Origin of the sequence: Arthrobacter sp. NPDC057259 (assembly GCF_042668995.1) — a bacterium.
GTDB lineage: Bacteria > Actinomycetota > Actinomycetes > Actinomycetales > Micrococcaceae > Arthrobacter.
In genome coordinates this window covers 160,498-177,375 of sequence record NZ_JBHUYA010000007.1, presented here as the reverse complement: position 1 = coordinate 177,375, position 16,878 = coordinate 160,498, and the positions used below count along the sequence as shown (strand labels likewise).

Annotated in this window: 14 protein-coding genes; 10 read left to right on the top strand and 4 right to left on the bottom strand. The window is 69.5% G+C overall.

The window, feature by feature from the left end:
* Positions 1 to 95 precede the first annotated feature (95 nt).
* Positions 96 to 836: a lysophospholipid acyltransferase family protein gene (locus ACFUCU_RS13030; RefSeq protein ID WP_377973013.1), complete on the top strand. Its 741-nt coding sequence runs from the start codon at positions 96 to 98 to the stop codon at positions 834 to 836.
* Between the two features lie 114 nt (positions 837 to 950).
* Entirely contained in the window at positions 951 to 2,351 is a 1,401-nt protein-coding gene (locus ACFUCU_RS13025; RefSeq protein WP_377973040.1) for a class II 3-deoxy-7-phosphoheptulonate synthase, read from the top strand.
* Between the two features lie 95 nt (positions 2,352 to 2,446).
* Here the strand turns inward: ACFUCU_RS13025 and ACFUCU_RS13020 are convergent, their stop codons facing one another.
* Positions 2,447 to 4,648, bottom strand: a complete 2,202-nt coding sequence (locus ACFUCU_RS13020) for a PASTA domain-containing protein (RefSeq protein ID WP_377973012.1) — start codon at positions 4,646 to 4,648, stop codon at positions 2,447 to 2,449.
* 98 nt (positions 4,649 to 4,746) lie between these two features.
* Complete coding sequence (locus ACFUCU_RS13015; RefSeq protein WP_377973011.1) at positions 4,747 to 6,156, bottom strand: LysM peptidoglycan-binding domain-containing protein; 1,410 nt, start codon at positions 6,154 to 6,156, stop codon at positions 4,747 to 4,749.
* 260 nt (positions 6,157 to 6,416) lie between these two features.
* Between ACFUCU_RS13015 and ACFUCU_RS13010 the strand changes: the two genes are divergently transcribed.
* A complete protein-coding gene (locus ACFUCU_RS13010; protein WP_377973010.1) occupies positions 6,417 to 6,770 on the top strand; it encodes an Rv2175c family DNA-binding protein in 354 nt (117 codons plus the stop codon).
* Positions 6,771 to 6,925: 155 nt separating this feature from the next.
* Here ACFUCU_RS13010 and ACFUCU_RS13005 read toward each other — a convergent pair whose 3' ends face one another.
* Positions 6,926 to 8,020 (bottom strand): polyprenyl synthetase family protein, encoded by a 1,095-nt coding sequence (locus tag ACFUCU_RS13005; protein ID WP_377973009.1) that lies wholly within the window; start codon positions 8,018 to 8,020, stop codon positions 6,926 to 6,928.
* Complete coding sequence (locus tag ACFUCU_RS13000) at positions 8,017 to 8,541, bottom strand: hypothetical protein (RefSeq protein WP_377973008.1); 525 nt, start codon at positions 8,539 to 8,541, stop codon at positions 8,017 to 8,019. The genes ACFUCU_RS13005 and ACFUCU_RS13000 overlap by 4 nt, the downstream gene beginning before the upstream one ends.
* Before the next feature lie 134 nt (positions 8,542 to 8,675).
* Between ACFUCU_RS13000 and dinB the strand changes: the two genes are divergently transcribed.
* The 7 genes from dinB to ACFUCU_RS12965 all read left to right on the top strand — a co-directional run bounded on the left by dinB (position 8,676) and on the right by ACFUCU_RS12965 (position 16,872).
* Entirely contained in the window at positions 8,676 to 9,878 is a 1,203-nt protein-coding gene (gene dinB / locus ACFUCU_RS12995; RefSeq protein ID WP_290258260.1) for a DNA polymerase IV, read from the top strand.
* A 274-nt stretch (positions 9,879 to 10,152) separates the two neighbouring features.
* Positions 10,153 to 10,527, top strand: a complete 375-nt coding sequence (locus ACFUCU_RS12990; protein WP_290258195.1) for a DUF3040 domain-containing protein — start codon at positions 10,153 to 10,155, stop codon at positions 10,525 to 10,527.
* 332 nt (positions 10,528 to 10,859) lie between these two features.
* Positions 10,860 to 11,288 (top strand): division/cell wall cluster transcriptional repressor MraZ, encoded by a 429-nt coding sequence (mraZ, locus tag ACFUCU_RS12985; protein ID WP_290258194.1) that lies wholly within the window; start codon positions 10,860 to 10,862, stop codon positions 11,286 to 11,288.
* A 170-nt stretch (positions 11,289 to 11,458) separates the two neighbouring features.
* Entirely contained in the window at positions 11,459 to 12,460 is a 1,002-nt protein-coding gene (gene rsmH, locus ACFUCU_RS12980; protein WP_377973007.1) for a 16S rRNA (cytosine(1402)-N(4))-methyltransferase RsmH, read from the top strand.
* Positions 12,457 to 13,170 (top strand): hypothetical protein, encoded by a 714-nt coding sequence (locus ACFUCU_RS12975; RefSeq protein ID WP_377973006.1) that lies wholly within the window; start codon positions 12,457 to 12,459, stop codon positions 13,168 to 13,170. The genes rsmH and ACFUCU_RS12975 overlap by 4 nt, the downstream gene beginning before the upstream one ends.
* Before the next feature lie 55 nt (positions 13,171 to 13,225).
* The gene (locus ACFUCU_RS12970; protein ID WP_377973005.1) at positions 13,226 to 15,028 is read left to right on the top strand and encodes a peptidoglycan D,D-transpeptidase FtsI family protein; all 1,803 of its coding nucleotides are present in this window, start codon (positions 13,226 to 13,228) and stop codon (positions 15,026 to 15,028) included.
* A gap of 104 nt (positions 15,029 to 15,132) precedes the next feature.
* Positions 15,133 to 16,872, top strand: a complete 1,740-nt coding sequence (locus tag ACFUCU_RS12965; RefSeq protein WP_377973004.1) for a UDP-N-acetylmuramoyl-L-alanyl-D-glutamate--2,6-diaminopimelate ligase — start codon at positions 15,133 to 15,135, stop codon at positions 16,870 to 16,872.
* Positions 16,873 to 16,878: the final 6 nt, after the last annotated feature.

The following is a 16,878-nucleotide window of genomic DNA, read 5'->3' as shown; positions in this document are numbered from 1 at the left end:
TGTTCGGGACAAAACTCACTAGAGTAGGGTGTCATTGAAGTCCTGGCCGGACCCGAAGAAGGGCCGGCCAGACGCCTGCCGGAGAGGTACACCACGTGTTTTATTGGTTCATGAAGACGTTCGTCCTCGGACCGGTCCTCAAGACGCTCTTCCGGCCGTGGGTCAAGGGCCTGGACAACGTTCCCGCCAGCGGCGCCGCGATCCTCGCCTCCAACCACCTCTCCTTCTCCGATTCCATCTTCATGCCCCTGATGGTGCCCCGGCCGGTGGTGTTCCTGGCCAAGTCCGAGTACTTCACCGGCAAGGGCGTCAAGGGCAAGCTCACGGCCGCTTTCTTCCGCCTGACCAACCAGCTGCCGATGGACCGGTCCGGGGGTGCGGCCTCCGCCCAGTCGCTGAACGCCGGCATGGACGTGCTGAAGAACGGCTCGCTGCTGGGCATCTACCCCGAGGGCACGCGCAGCCCCGACGCGCGGCTGTACCGCGGCAAGGTGGGCGTGGCCCGGCTGGCGCTGCAGGCCCGCGTCCCGGTGATCCCGGTGGCGATGATCGGCACGGACAAGGTCCAGCCGATCGGCAAGCGGGTCCCCAACATCCGCCGGATCGGCATGATCTTCGGCGAGCCGATGGATTTCAGCCGCTACTACGGCATGGAGGACGACCGGCTCATCCAGCGCTCCGTGACGGACGAGATCATGTACGAGCTGATGCGGCTCTCCGGGCAGGAGTACGTGGACGAGTACGCCGCCGTCGTCAAGCTCCGGCTCGCCGGCAAGGCCACCGAGGCACCCACGCAGGAGCCCGGCCCGGGCCCGGAGGCGCCGGGAACAGTGTGACGGGAGGGGCCCGGACTTTGACGCCCCGGCGCCGTTGAACCGCTCCCGGCGAACTATCCTAGGAGGGTGACTGAGCTATCCGCACCCTCCACGTCCCCCCTCACCTCCTCCCCGATGCCGGGCGCCCCCGTGGCCCCCGCGTTCGCAGCCGGCGCCTTCGCCGGCATCTCCCAGAGCGGAGCGGCCAACTATCCCGGGCTGGACGACTGGCGGAAGCTCCCGGCCTCCCAGCAGCCCACCTGGTCCGACCCGGCAGTCTTCGAGGCCTCGGTCAAGGAGCTCTCCGTGCTGCCGCCGCTGGTGTTCGCCGGCGAGGTGGACATCCTCCGGGAACGGCTCGCCGCCGCGGCCCGGGGCGAGGCGTTCCTGCTCCAGGGCGGTGACTGCGCCGAAACCTTCGAGGCCGCCACCGCGGACAAGATCAGCGCCCGGGTCCGGACCATCCTGCAGATGGCCGTCGTGCTTACCTATGGCGCAGCCATGCCCGTGATCAAGATGGGCCGGATGGCGGGGCAGTTCGCCAAGCCGCGGTCCTCCAACGACGAGACCCGCGACGGTGTGACCCTCCCGGCCTACCGCGGCGACATCGTCAACGGTTACGACTTCACCCCGGAATCCCGCGCCCACGACGCCGGCCGGATGCTGAAGGCGTACCACACCTCGGCGTCGACCCTGAACCTGATCCGGGCCTTCACCCAGGGCGGTTTCGCTGATCTCCGCCTGGTGCACCAGTGGAACAAGGGCTTCACCGAGAATCCGGCGCACGCCCGCTACGAATCGCTCGCCCGCGACATCGACCGGGCCATCAAGTTCATGTCCTCCTGCGGCGCGGACTTCGAGGCACTCAAGCGCGTGGAGTTCTACGCCAGCCACGAGGCGCTGCTGCTGGACTACGAGCGGGCGCTGACCCGCATCGACTCCCGCACCGGCCTGCCGTACGACACCTCCGCGCACTTCCTCTGGATCGGGGAGCGCACCCGCGAGCTGGACCACGCCCACGTGGACTTCCTCTCCCGGGTCCGCAACCCTATCGGCGTGAAGCTCGGCCCCACCACCACGGGCGACGATGCGCTGCGGCTGATCGACAAGCTGGACCCGAACCGCGAACCGGGCCGCCTGACCTTCATCACCCGCATGGGCGCCGGCAACATCCGCGAGAAACTGCCGCCCATCGTGGAGCGAGTCACCGCCTCCGGCGCGCAGGTCCTGTGGGTCACGGACCCGATGCACGGCAACACCGTCACCTCCCCGAACGGCTACAAGACCCGCAACTTCGACGACGTCATCGACGAGGTGCGCGGCTTCTTCGAGGTCCACCACGGCCTCGGCACCGTGCCGGGCGGCCTGCACGTGGAGATGACCGGCGACGACGTGGCCGAGTGCCTGGGCGGCGCGGACCCGATCGACCAGGACGCCTTCCTGGACCGCTACGAGTCGGTCTGCGACCCGCGCCTGAACCACATGCAGTCCCTCGAGATGGCGTTCCTCGTGGCCGGATCCCTCGCCAAGCGCTAGGACCCCGCCCAGCTTAAACGCAAGGACCCCGGCCGCAGGATGGCGGCCGGGGGTCCTTGCGCTTAAGTCCCCTTGGGCGGGCCTGGCCGGGCCGGCTAGACCACGGTCAGGGTGATGGTGGATCCCTCCGGGACGCTCCGGTTGACCGGGTCCTGGGCCCGGACGGTGCCGAAGAACCCGCCCAGGATGTTCTCCACCTGCACCTTGAAGCCGAGTTTCTCCAGCGCGTCGCGGGCCTCCTTGGCCTGCTTGCCCACGAAGCTGGGCACGTCCACCATCCGCGGCCCCTTGGAGATGGTCAGGGTGACCGAGCCGCCGCGGGTGAGGGTGGCGCCTCCGGCGGGGTCCTGGCTGACGACGGCGCCCTTGGGCACCGAGCGGTCGAAGACGGGTTCGGGAGCGACGACGGGTTGCAGCCCGGCGGCCTGCAGGGCCTTGGCGGCGGCGTCTTGGTCCTTGCCGCGCACATCCGGGACGGGGATGGGCTGCGGTCCCTTGGAGACTGTCAGGCCCACCGGGGTGCCGTGCTTGGCGGGCGTGCCCCCGGCCGGGTCCTGAGCCAGCACGGCACCGGCCGGGGCGGACTCGTCGAAGGTCTGGGTGACCGGGCCCAGCGCCATGCCGGCGCCGTTGAGCGCCGTCTTCGCCTCGTCCAGGGACTTGCCGGTCAGCCCGGGCAGCGGGAAGAGCTCCGGGCCCTTGGAGACGGCCAGGGAGACCGCTTCGAACTTGCGGATGACCTTGCCGGCCGGGGGTTCCGAGCCGACCACCAGGCCGGGGGAGACGCTGTCGTCGTAGACGTCCCGGGTGGTCGAGTTGAAACCGGCCGTCCGCAGCAGGGCCTGGGCCTCGGCGACGGTCTTGTTGCCCACCTGCGGCACGGTGCCGGGCGAGCCGGGACCCATCCCGAAGAACCATCCGGCCCCGGCGGCGAGGACTGCCGCCAGCACCAGCACCACGATCCAGACCAGGCCGCGGCGGCGGGGGTTGCCGGGCCGAAGGGTGCGGCTGGGGGTGGCGGCGGCCCGCTGGCGGGCCTTCTCCTCGTCCCGGTCCAGCTTGCGCTGGGCGCGCTTGCTGGCCGGCGGCGCGGCGGCGTCCCCGGCCCAGGCCTCCGCCCCGAATCCGGAGCCGCTGTCGCCTGAGTCGCCGTAGGGCGAGTCGCCGTCGTCGGAGTCGCCGGGGGCGGTCAGCGGGCCGAAGCCGCCGGCGGCGGCTCCCCGGGTCGGCGGACGGGACGTTCCCGGGATCACGGTGGTGGGGTTGCTGCCGCCGCGGCCGATCACTTCGGTGGGCTGCGGAAGGGCGCCGAGGAACTCGGTGTGCGCCCCGCCGTCGTCGGCAGCGGCGCCCGCAGCGGCACCCGCGGCCGTACCAGCGGCTCCGGCCGCGGCAGCGGGCAGCGCGGGGGAGAGCGGACGGGCGGCGGGCGGTTGCAGGTCGAGTTCGGCGTCGCTGAGGTTGGTCCGGATGTGGCGCAGCTCGGAGAGCAGGGCCTGCCCGTCCACCGGGCGCTTGTCGGGGTCGTTGGCGGTGCACCACTGCACCAGCTCATCGATTTCTCCGGCCAGTCCCGGCACCAGGAGCGAGGGCGCGCCCACACTGGAGTTCACGTGCTGGTAGGCCACCTGGATGGGAACCTCGCCGTCGAACGGCTGCCGGCCGGTGAGCATCTCGTAGAGCATAATGCCCAGGGAGTAGATGTCGCTGCGGGCATCGGCCTGCCGGCCCATCACCAGCTCGGGGGAGAGGTACGCCACCGTGCCGATCAGCGCGCCGGTGCTGGTCGACGTCGTGACGGCCCGCGCGAGGCCGAAGTCACCGATCTTGATCCGGCCGTCGTCGGCGATCAGGACGTTCTCCGGCTTCACGTCACGGTGGATCAGCCCGGCGGCGTGCGCGGCGGCGAGGCCCTCAACCACGGGGTCAATGTAGGCCAGGGCCAGCCTCGGCGTGAGGGCGCCGCGTTCCTTGAGCATGTCCCGGAGCGTGTGGCCCTTGATGTACTCCATGACCAGGTAGGCCAGCGGGCCGTCCTCGCCCTGGTCCAGCATGCCCACCACGTGCGGGTGGGAGAGCCGGGCCGCAGCCTTCGCCTCCCGGCCCAGGCGGTCCAGGAACTGCGGGTCCCCGGCCATGTGCGGGTGCAGGACCTTGAGCGCCACATCCCGCTCCAGGCGGCGGTCCGTTGCGAGGTAGACGGTGGACATGCCGCCCCTGGCCAGCTTGGAGCGAACCAGGTACCGGTTGTCCACGAGGGTCCCGACGAGAGCATCCGAAGTGTAGTCCTGCACCATTCGATCCTACGTTCTGCACAGAAACGGGCCCGGATTGACATGCAATCCGGGCCCGTATCGTTACGCGACGGAGGGCTCAGCCCCGCGCGAAGCCGTGGTCAGCTGAACTGCTGCTGCAGCCGCTTGATGGACGCGACGTACGCCTTGGTGTCGTCGTACATGCCGTTCTTGCTCACCGAGTACTGGCCCTGGTAGTAACCGGCGATCGCGGTGTCCAGGTCCTTGCTGGTGCGGACCAGCTGGCGGATGATGGCGACGCCGGCCGTGGCGTTGTCGTACGGGTCCAGCAGGTTCAGCTTGCGGCCCACCAGGTCCGAGGCCCACTGTCCCGAGGACGGGATGACCTGCATGGTGCCAATGGCATTGGCGGGGGAAACCGAGCGCTGGTTGAAGCTGGACTCCTGGAAAGCGAAGGCCATGGCCAGGGACGGGTCGACGCCCATCCGGCGCGCGGTGTCCGCGACGATCTGCTTCATCTGCGCGGTGCTGGGCACCGGCGAGGCGTTCAGGATCGCCTTGTTCGCGTTGGCGGAGCTGACCACGGCCTCCGGGTAGCTGAAGCCGAGGAAGGTGCTCGGGACCAGCGGCGTGACCGTGGCCGGCGGCGTGCTGGAGCTCGGGTTGACCGTGGTGGAGGAACCCGCACCCGGGATGACCAGCTTGTTGCCCGGGTAGATGATGCTGCTCATGGTCAGCCGGTTCGCCGAGAGGATGTCGGCGAGCTTCACGCCGTTCTTAGCCGCGATACCGGAGAGGGTGTCGCCGGACTTCACGGTGTAGGAGCCGGAGGCGGGGGCCGGTGCCGGCGCGGGTGCGGACGGCGCGGGGGCTGCCACCGGGGCGGGGGCCGCCGGTGCCGGGGCGGCGGGGGCGGAACCGCCACCCACCTTGATCTGCTGGCCCGGGTAGATAATCGAGCGCATGTTCAGCCCGTTCCAGTTCAGGACATCGGAGAGCTGGACGCCGCTGCGGGCGGCGATCGCGCTGAGGGTGTCGCCGGACTTCACGGTGTAGGACTGGCCGCCGGCGGGAGCGGGGGCCGGGGCCGACGGCGCGGCGGGGGCCTGGGGGGAGGCGACCGCGTTGCCGCTGAGCTTGATCTTCTGGCCCGGGTAGATGATCGAGTTCGGCTGCATGTTGTTCAGCTTCAGGACCTGGTAGGTGTCCAGGCCAAACTTGCCGGCGATCGCGCTGACGGTATCGCCGCGGGAAATCGTGTACTCGGCCGGGGCGGGCGCCTGGGCCGGCTGGAATGCCGCCGGGATGGTGGTGGAGACGGCGGCGGCCGGGATAATCGCGGACGGCAGGGCCTGGGCGGTGAGCCCGGCGGCCTGGGCCTTCATGGCGGCGGCCAAGGTGGCCGGGATGGCGCGCGGCCGGGATTCCGCGGCGGCCGGTTGGGCGATCGCCAGCGAAGACAGGACGACGGCGGGCAGGGCCGCCGTCGTGGCCGCGATCAGCGGGAGGCCGGGCCTAGGGGTTGGCTTCGGCGCACGGGACGTCGTCATGGGAAAGATCCTCTTCTCAGCGGCGAACGCTGCAGGTCAGGCCGGTGTTACTGGTGTTGCCAGTGTGACTCTAGATACCCCAGTTACAAATGTGATCTATGTGAATCTCTCATGAATTGGGAAATAGCACAAGAACTGTTTGACATTCCGTAAAACCGTTTTGTGGGTGTGTCGTGGACGGGTGCTGCGGAGCGGGGTGAATTACCGTCCGGGACGCGGCTGACTAGGCGCAATACGTCCCGACATGGCACTCTTGACGCGTGAGTAATGTAGAAAGCCTTGTAGGCGAATGGCTGCCCCTGCCCGATGTTGCCGAGCTGCTGAATGTCTCCATCACCAAGGTTCATGCGCTGCTGGACGAGCGTGCGCTGGCGGCGATCCGGGTGGGAGACCGCCGCATCCGCTCCGTGCCCGCGGCGTTTATACAGGACGGCCACGCGGTGGAAAGCCTCAAGGGCACCATTGTGGTCCTTTCCGACGCCGGTTATTCGGATGAGGAATTGATTACCTGGCTGTTCACTGCGGACGAATCCCTGCGGGGCCGTCCGATCGACGCCCTCCGCGAGGGCCGCAAGACCGAGATCCGCCGCCGCGCCCAGACGATGGCCTGGTAGCGCACCGCAGAGGCGGTTTCCTGGATCAACTTTCAGCGTCAACGGCGAAGGCCGTGCCCGGGGCAGTCACTCTGCCAGGGGCACGGCCTTCGCTTTTTTGTTGACGCTGCTGTTGTCCTCGGTGCTGTCGTCGCTGTTATTGCCGCTAACGCGCGTCAGGCCGCGCGGCTGACGGCGGCCTCGGCGAGCCGGCGCAGGGCCGTCTTCGGCAGCTCGTCCAGTTCGAGCGACTCCAGCGCGTCGAAGGCGGCCTGGCCGAATTCCTCGATCAGCGTCTCGGTGGCCTGCAGGGCTCCGCACTCGACGATGATCCGGCGGATCTCCTCGACGTCGTCGTCCCCCAGGCCCGGACTGCCCAGCCGGGCGTCGATGAACCCGGACTCCTCCGGGGTGGCCATCTCCAGGGCAAAAGCCACCAGGACAGTGCGTTTGCCCTCGCGGAGGTCATCGCCCGCGGGCTTGCCGGTGGTCACCGGGTCCCCGAACACGCCCAGGACGTCGTCGCGCAGCTGGAAGGCCTCGCCGAGCGGCAGGGCGAAGGCCGAGTAACCGCGCAGCAGGGCATCGGTGGCGCCGGCCAGCGCACCGCCCAGTGCCAGCGGATGCTCGGTGGAGTACTTGGCGGACTTGAACCGGATGATGGACTGCGCCCGGCTGACGGCACCGGCCCGGTCGCGGCGCGGCCCGGCGACCTCCTCGAGGATGTCCAGGTACTGGCCCGCCATGACCTCGGCGCGCATCAGGTTGAAGATGAGCCGGGCCCGGCTGCCGGCGGCGGCGCGGTTGCCGATCTCGGTGAAGGATTCCTCGCTGAAGGACAGGCACAGGTCGCCGGTAAGGATGGCGGCGGCGTGGCCGAAGCGTTCGGGATCGAGGGCCCAGCCCTGCTCGCCGTGCAGTTCACTGAAGCGGCGGTGCACGCTGGGGCCGCCGCGCCGGGTGTCGGAGCGGTCAATGATGTCGTCGTGGATCAGCGCCGCGGCCTGGAACAGCTCCAGCGCCGAGCCCGCGGTGATCACCTCGGCGGCGGCGGCGTCTCCGCCGGCGCCCCGCCAGCCCCAGTAGCACATCAGCGCCCGGAGCCGCTTGCCACCGGTGACCAGGTTGGAGATGGACCCCATCAGGGGGTCGATGTCCGGCGAGATGGTTGACATGATCGCGGCCCGCCCGGTCAGGAACTCGGTGAGCTTCCCGGCCACGGCGGCAACGTAGGCGGCCTGTTCGTCCCGGAGTTGTTCGGCCAGGCTCACTTGACGGACCCGGGGGCGACGTTGGCGCCGATGGTGAAGGTGGACACCCCGGAGGCCTCGACGACGGCGAGGTTAACGGTCTCGTTGTCGACCCGGACGAAGTCCTTGGACGCCACGGCGCCGACCTTCTCGCCCGGGACGGCCTTGAACCCCTGGCCCTCCAGCTGCTGGGTGTAATAGGCCACGACGTCGGAGGACGGCGCAGATACCTTGCCCACCAGGGCGACGGTGGCGGGGGAGCCGGTCTTGTCGAAGCTGCTGGATTCCACCTTGGCGTTCGGCATCAGCGGCAGGAGCTGCTGCGGGAAGCCGGCCACCAGGGCACCCACGGTGGCGGAGGTGCCCGGCGTGGCGGACGGGCTCGGGGAGGCGGTGACGGAGGCCGTCGCGGTGGGTGCCGGAGCGGCCGCCGAGGATGCGGCCGGCGCTCCCGCCCCGGAGGTGCAGGCCGTCAGGGCCAGCAGGGCCCCTGCCGCGGCGACTGCGGCCACGGCCCGTGTACGCTCTCCAATTACCTTCACGAAGACATTCCTCCTGGTGTTGATGCCGGATCCAGCCTCCAGTTTAGTCAGGCCCTGCGGCTAGGATTGATCCGGTGGGGCAGGAGAGCGGCAGCAGTGCCGGAACGGGCAGCGGATCATCCGGCGGAACGGCGTTGAGCGCCGATGCGCTGCGTGAGCTGCGCGGCAGCAGCATCCTGCACGTGGACATGGATGCCTTCTTCGTCTCGGTGGAGCTCCGGACCCGGCCCGAACTCAAGGGCAAGCCGGTGATCGTCGGTTACCCCGGGGAACGGTCCGTCGTCCTCTCCGCCTCCTACGAAGCACGCAAGTTCGGCGTCAAGTCGGCCATGCCGATGGCCCTCGCCGCACGGATGTGCCCGGCCGCGGTCATCATCGAACCCCGCCACAAGCTCTACTACGAAGTGTCCGGGCAGATCATGGCCATCTTCGGCTCGATCACCGACCTGGTGGAACCGCTCAGCGTCGACGAGGCGTTCCTCGACGTCGGCGGCGCCATCCGCCGGCTGGGCCCGCCACGGGAGATCGGCGCCTTGATCCGACGCCGGGTCTCGGCCGAGCTAGGCATCACCGCCTCGGTGGGCATCGCCGCCAGCAAGTTCGTGGCAAAGATCGCCTCCACCCGCTGCAAGCCGGACGGGCTGCTGCTGATCGCCCCGGAGGAGACCGTGCCCTATCTCCACACCCTGCCGGTCAACGCGCTCTGGGGCGTGGGCGCCAAGACGGTCGAGGTCCTGGCCCGGATGGGGATCCGCACCGTGGCCGATGTTGCCGCCACCCCGCTGCCCTCGCTGCGGAAAATCCTCGGCGCCACCGGCGAACACGTCCACCGGCTCTCGTGGGGCATCGACCCGCGGCCGGTCACCCCGGTGCGGCTGGAGAAGAGCATCGGCGCCGAGGAGACGTTCGCCGTGGACACCACCGACGCGGCACTGCTGCACCGCGAGCTGCTGCGCCTCTCCCACCGGACCGCGGGACGGCTCCGGAGCGCCGGCATGCACGCGCGGACCATCGCGCTCAAGCTGCGCTACGCCGATTTCTCCACCATTACCCGTAGCCGGACCGTCAGCACCCCGCTGGACAGCGCCCAGCTTCTCTACGGCGTGGCGGTGCAGTTGCTCGACTCGGTCGGGGACCGCCCCATGGCCGTCCGCCTGATCGGCATCCGGGCCGAACAGCTGGAGGAGGCCGCGCAGGCGCCGCTGCAGTTGAGCCTGGACCGGCGGGACGACAACTGGCGCGCCGCAGAGCAGGCCCTGGATAAGGTGACCCGGAAATTCGGCGCCAGCTCGGTCCTTCCGGCCCGCCTGCTGGACCCGTCCCCGGGTACGGACTGACCACGCGGCGGAGACCCGGGCGGGGCGTTGCCGGAGGACTTTCGGCGTCTTTCAGAACGGGCCCCGACAAACTATCCTTATTTATACGTAGATTTCGAACGGCTGGATGGAACGTTCGGACTGCCGGCTGTGTCAGGGGAAGCGACCGTGAACGGCCTCGAGGGTGCCAGTCGTCCGATGGCGGACGACGGGAACCGACGGGGAGTTCCGGACGTTGGGCAGGTAGGACAGGGCCGCGTCAGATCCGGACGTTGGCGGATTAAAGGAGGTCGTGATGCCGCTCTCGGAGCACGAACAGAAGTTGCTTGAGCAACTTGAGAAGCAGCTGCACGAGGACGATCCCAAGTTTGCCAGTTCCATGGGATCGGACCCGGTCCGCTCCTGGTCCACCCGGCACCTGGTGATCGGAATCCTCGGCACCCTCGCCGGCGTCCTCCTGCTGTTGCTCGGCGTCTCGCTGCAGAACATCATCGTCGGGGTCCTCGGCTTCGTGGTGATGGGCGGCGGCGTCTACTACGCCACCATGCGCAACGGCGGCGTCAAGGCCAAGACCGGAGGAGCACCCCGCAAACCCGGCAAGCCCCGCAGCTCCTTCATGAGCAACCTCGAGGAACGCTGGGAAGAACGGCACCGCGGCGGGGACGCCTGACCACAGACCCTGCTCCACCCCGCTCCACCGGCAGCGCCTCCACTTCACACCACCGGCACCCGGTTTCCGCGACAAAGGCCCGCTTCGGCGGGCCTTTCGCCTTTTAACCCACCTTTTGGTCCCCACCCGGCCCCTTCTGCCCTCCACCGCGCCCCACTTTGGCTCCTTCCCTTTGTTGGCGCGGGACGCCGCCAGAAAAAATGTGTCGAAATTGTGGCCGAAAGGCCGGAATGTCGTTGACGGGGGAGTGAAGTGGAGTAATGTGGAGCGCGTAAGAGGGTAGTGGCAGCACAGGGGACGTTGGACTTCCAAGAACAGACGGGTGGTGGGCCGTGTTTCTCGGCACTCATTCACCACGCCTGGACGAGAAGGGCCGCATCATCCTGCCGGCAAAGTTCCGCGAGGAACTGGCCGGGGGGCTGGTTCTCACAAGGGGCCAGGAACGTTGCATCTACGTCTTCAGTGAGGCGGAATTCGGCCGGGTTCACGAGCAGATGCGGGAGGCTCCACTGTCCTCCAAGCAGGCCCGTGACTACATCCGCGTTTTCCTCTCTGGAGCCTCAGACGAGGTACCTGACAAGCAGGGGCGCGTGACGATTCCGCCGGCGCTCCGGGAGTACGCAGGACTCGGCAGGGAGCTGGCCGTCATCGGCGCCGGAACCCGCGCGGAGATCTGGGACGCCCAGGCCTGGAACGAGTACCTGGCTGAGAAGGAAACCGCCTTCTCGGAAACCGACGACGCCATCCCGGGGATTCTCTAGCCCCCGGCGCCGCAGCCCCACCACCGCTTCTTGATCGAGATCTCCAGCCGCCCATCCCGCACCCACCTGGCTCACTTCCCCGGAGCCAGGCGGACCGCAGGATAGGCGCGGATGGGGATCTGGACCAAGAAGCACCCTCCAGTACCGCCAACCCAGGAAAGGACGCAGGCATGAGTGACGACTCAAACCAGGCGAAGCCTACGTCCGAACGCCATGTACCGGTCCTCAAGGACCGGTGCATCAATTTGTTGGCCCCGGGATTCGACGCGGCCCGGCGCCGGGGCGAGACGCCCGTCGTCGTGGACGCGACGCTCGGGATGGGCGGCCACTCGGAAGCGATGCTGCAGCGGTTCCCGGACCTGCACCTGATCGGCATCGACCGGGACGAGGAAGCCCTTGCCCTGGCGGGGGAGCGGCTGGCCCCGTTCGCCGACCGCACCGACCTGGTCCACGCGGTCTACGACGAAATCGCCGAGGTGATCGAGGACCTCGGCTTCAGTGAGGTCCACGGCATCCTGATGGACCTGGGCGTCTCCTCCCTGCAGCTGGACGAACGGGACCGGGGCTTCGCCTACTCCTTCGACGCGCCGCTGGACATGCGGATGGACACCAGCCGCGGGATCACCGCGGCCGACGTCGTCAATACCTACAGCGAAGAGGACCTGGTCCGGATCATCCGCAAGTGGGGCGAGGAGAAGTTCGCAGGCCGGATCGCCAACCGGATCGTCGCCGCCCGCGCCGAGCGTCCCTTCACCACCACCGCCCAGCTGGTCGACACCATCCGCGCCGTCGTCCCCGCCGGCGCCGCCAAGTCCGGCGGACACCCGGCCAAGCGGACCTTCCAGGCCCTGCGCATCGAGGTCAACGAGGAACTCGACGTGCTGGAACGCGCCATCCCCGCCGCCGTGGCCTCGATCGCCCTCGGCGGCCGGGTCGTCGTGATGTCCTACCACTCGCTGGAAGACAAGATCGTCAAGTCCGTCTTCCAGGCCGGCTCGAAGTCCTCCGCGCCCCTGGGCTTCCCGGTGGAGCTCGAGGAGCACAAGCCGGAACTGAAAACCCTGACGAAGGGCACCGAGGTGCCTACCGCCGCCGAAATCGCCGAAAACCCACGCGCAGCCTCCGCCAGGCTCCGCGCTGTGGAACGCATCAAAGCCAGGAGAGACGCATGAGCGCTGCCGCCGCCACCACGTACCCCGTGTCCACCGCTGCGACCGCGCGAGCACTGCCGGAGCTCCAGCCGGGGCAGCCGGCCCGGAAGAACCGCACCCCGCTCTCGGTGGTCCGGTCCGTTCCGCGCCGCCGCCGGGCACCGTTCGTCGTCATGTGCTTCGGCCTGCTGGCCCTGGCCCTGATGGCCGTGCTGGTGCTGAACATCTCCGTCTCCTCCGCCCAGTACCAGCTGGTGGAACTGCGGGCGAAGCAGAACACGCTGACCAAGCAGAACCAGGACCTCACCCAGCAGGTGCAGAACTACGACGCCCCGCAGAACCTGGCCGCCAAGGCCACGGAGCTGGGCATGGTGGCCTCCACCGCCAAGGGCCAGATCGACCTGTCCACGCTCTCGGTCACCGGAAAGGCCAAGCCCGCGGCGAAGTCGGACGCGCCCTCGGCCGTGATCGCCGCCCCGGCCATCGCCGGCCAGGTCGCCGTCGTCCCAGCGCCGTCCGCCCAGGATCCGCTCGCCAACCGCAAGCCGGCCGACAGCACCTCCGCCGCGGCTTCCGCCACCGACGCCGCCGCGAAGACCGCGGCCGACGCCGCCGCGGCAGCCAAGCAGGCGGCGGAACAGGCGGCAGCCAAGGCCGCCGCGGCCGCGCCCGCCGTCGAACTGCACGGCGGCTCCATCCCGGCGCCGGCACAGAAGACCCCCGGCAAGTAGCCCCGGCCGGTAACGGACAGGACCACCCCGCACCGCCGACCAGCAAGGAAGTACCGTGGCGCAGAACACCGGCAAGGCACACTCATCCCGGACCTCAAGCGCCACCCGGCGGCTGCGGATCGGGCTCTGCCTGATGCTCGCTCTGCTGCTGGTGGTGGGCGCCAAGCTCTTCCTGGTCCAGGGCCTGGACATGGGCGGCATGGCCGAGGCGGCACTGAAGAACCGGCTCACGCCCACGGTGCTCCCGGCCGAGCGCGGCAAAATCCTGGACGGCTCCGGCAACGTCCTGGCCAGCAGCGTCATCCGCTACAACGTGGTGGTGGACCAGACCGTCAACACCACCACCCCCACCTTCCCCCGGCTCGAGACGGTGGACGGCAAGGACACGATCGTCAAGATCCCGCGGGACCAGGGCATCGAGGAACTCGCCAACGTCCTCGGCATGAAAAAGGACGACGTCAAGAACGCCCTGACCGGCACCCAGCGCTACTACATCGTCGCCAAGGACATCCGGCCCGACGTCGAGGACCGGATCTCCAAGCTGCAGATCCCGGGCCTGGCCTCGGAAGGCACCAGCAAGCGCGTCTACCCCAACGGCTCGGTGGCCGGCGGGATCGTCGGCTTCCTCAAGGACGGCACCACCGGCCAGGCCGGCCTCGAACAGACCCAGGACGACGTGCTGAAGGGCACCCCGGGCAAGCGCGTCTTCGAGATCGGCGCCGACGGCCTGCGCATCCCGGTGGGTGTGGACCAGCTGACCCCCGCCGTCAACGGCAAGGACGTCAAGCTCACCCTGAACTCGGACCTGCAGTACTTCGCCCAGCAGGCCATCCAGAGCCAGAAGGATAAGCTCAGCGCCGAGTGGGGGATCATCGTCATCTCCGACGTGAAGAACGGCAACATCATCGCCATGGCGGACACCAACGCCCCGGACCCCAACGACCCGGGCAAGGTCGACGCCAAGGACCGCGGCGTCCGCGCCGTCACCGCCGCCTACGAGCCCGGCTCGGTGGAGAAGATGATCACCGCCGCGTCCGCGATCGAGGAGGGCACCTCCCACCCGCTGGACACCTACACCATCCCGCCGACCTACACCGTGGACGGGCAGACCTTCTCCGACGCGTTCGAGCACGGCACCGAGCAACGGACCCTCGCCGGGATCGTGGGCTACTCGATGAACACCGGCACCGTGATGGTCGGCCAGAAGCTGAGCAAGGAAAAGCGGCACGACTGGCTGCAGAAGTTCGGCATCGGCGAGGCTCCGGACATCGGGCTCCCCGCCGAGACCCCCGGCATCCTCACCCCCGCGGACCAGTGGGACGGCCGGCAGCAGTACACCGTTCTCTTCGGCCAGGGCGTGGCGCAGTCCACCCTGCAGACCGTGCGGGCCTACCAGAGCATCGCCAACGACGGCGTCATGCTCCAGCCGCGCCTGATCGACAGCTACATCGACCCGGACGGCCACGAGGAAAAGGTCCCCGCCAAGGACAGCCGGCAGGTGGTCAGCAAGGACACCGCGAAGCAGGTCCGGGACATCCTGGAGAGCGCCGTGACCGAGGGCGAGATTAAGGACGCGGCGATCGACGGCTACCGGGTGGGCGCCAAGACCGGCACCTCCGAGTCCCCGTGCGACGACGGCAAGCCCGGCTTCTGCGGCTACACCGCCTCCATGGTGGGGATGGCGCCGATGGACGATCCGCGGTTTATTGTTGAAGTGGTCCTGCAGCGGCCCAAGGGCAGCATCTACGGCATCACCAACGGGCCCGTTTTCCGGTCCGTGATGGGCCAGACGCTGCGGACCTACAACGTCCAGCCCTCCACCGGCGCGCCGGTCAGGCTGCCGCAGTACGCCAAGTAGCACACGAGACCACCAGCCAGCAGCACGTTTTTTCGCAGCCGGGCCTGGGTGCGGGGCAATCCTCCGCGCGCAGCGCGCTGCCCGCACCACCGACGGAGAACCCCTTGTCAGAACCCACCGCCCAGGATCAGGCCGCCGAGAACGAGGGCGGGGCCGCTGCCGCGGCGTTCCGCCCGGCCGCCGTCGCCCCCGTGTCCTTGGAAACCCTTGGCGGCTGGATCGGCGTCGTGGTCCCGGGCGCCTCTGCCGCCGTCGACGTCACCGGCATCTCGCTGAACTCCCGCACGGTGCTGCCGGGGGACCTCTACGTCGCGCTGCCCGGTGCGACCCGGCACGGGGCCGACTTCGTCGCCCAGGCCGTGGAGGCCGGCGCCGCCGCGGTGCTGACCGACGACGCCGGAGCGCGGCTGCTGGCGCTCTCGAACGATATCGCCGTCCCCGTGCTGGTCACCGCCGAGCCGCGGACCCTGGTGGGCAGGCTCTCCGCGCTGATCTACCGCAGCCGCCCCGAGCGGGGCACCGGGCACGGAACAGACAGCCACGGCACCGACAGCCACGGCACCGGAGAAGGCACCGCAAACCCGGCACCGGCGCTGTACGGCGTCACCGGAACCAACGGCAAGACCACCACCACGTACTTCACCAACGCCCTGCTGCGCGCCCTGGGGCGGCGCCCCGGTCTGATCGGCACCATCGAGATCCTGGCCGGCGGCGAGCCGATCCCCAGCCTGCTGACCACCCCGGAGTCCACGGACGTGCACGCCCTGCTGGCGCTCATGCGCGAACGCGGCCTCGACGCGGCCTCCATGGAGGTCTCCTCGCACGCCATCGCCTTCCACCGCGTCGACGGGGTGGACTTCGACGTCGCCGGCTTCACCAACCTGACCCAGGACCACCTGGACCTGCACGGGACCATGGAGGAGTACTTCCAGACCAAGGCCCGGCTGTTCACCCCCGAACTGGCCCGCGCCGCCGTGGTCACGGTCGACGACGAGTGGGGCCGCAGGCTCGCCGGCCTCGCCGCCGGGACCGGCCTGCCGGTCACCACGCTGGCCACCGCCGGCACGGAACCCGACACCTCAGGGAATGACGCCGGCCCCGACGCCGACTGGACCGTCACCGGGACCACCCCGCGCGGGCTCGGCACCGACTTCGTGCTCCGGCACCGGAACGGCTCGGTCCTCACCGTCCACACCGGTCTGCCGGGCGGCTTCAACGTCGCCAATGCGGCCCTGGCCACCGTCATGGTCCTGGCCGGCGGCGCCACCGTCGAGGAGGTGCAGGCCGCCCTCGACGCCGCCGACCCGTTTACCGTCGCCGTGCCCGGCCGCATGCAGCTGGTCGCCACCGAGCCTGCCGCCGTCGTCGACTTCGCCCACAACCCCGACGCACTCGAACGCGCCCTCGCCGCCGTCCGCTCCCCGGAGCCCGGCTCCAAGGTGATCATCGTCTTCGGCGCCACCGGCCAGCGCGACCAAGGCAAGCGCCCCGCGATGGGTGCGATCGCCGCCCGGCTGGCCGACGTCGTGATCGTCAGCGACGACGACCCGCACGACGAGGACGCCGCCGGCATCCGGGCCGACGTCCTGGCCGGCGCCCACGCCGCCGTCCGCGACGAGGCCCTCGCCAGCACCGTGCTGGAGGTCTTCCCGCGGGACGAGGCCATCCGCAAGGCGGCGGAGCTGGCCGCGCCGCACGACACCATCCTGGTGGCCGGCCGTGGGCACGAAGTCTGGCAGGAGGTCAAGGGCGTCAACCTGGCCCTCGATGACCGCGTGGAACTGCGCACTGCCTTGACAGCCCGGGGATTCACCGTTCTCGACGACCAGCGGATAGAGTCCTAAACCGAG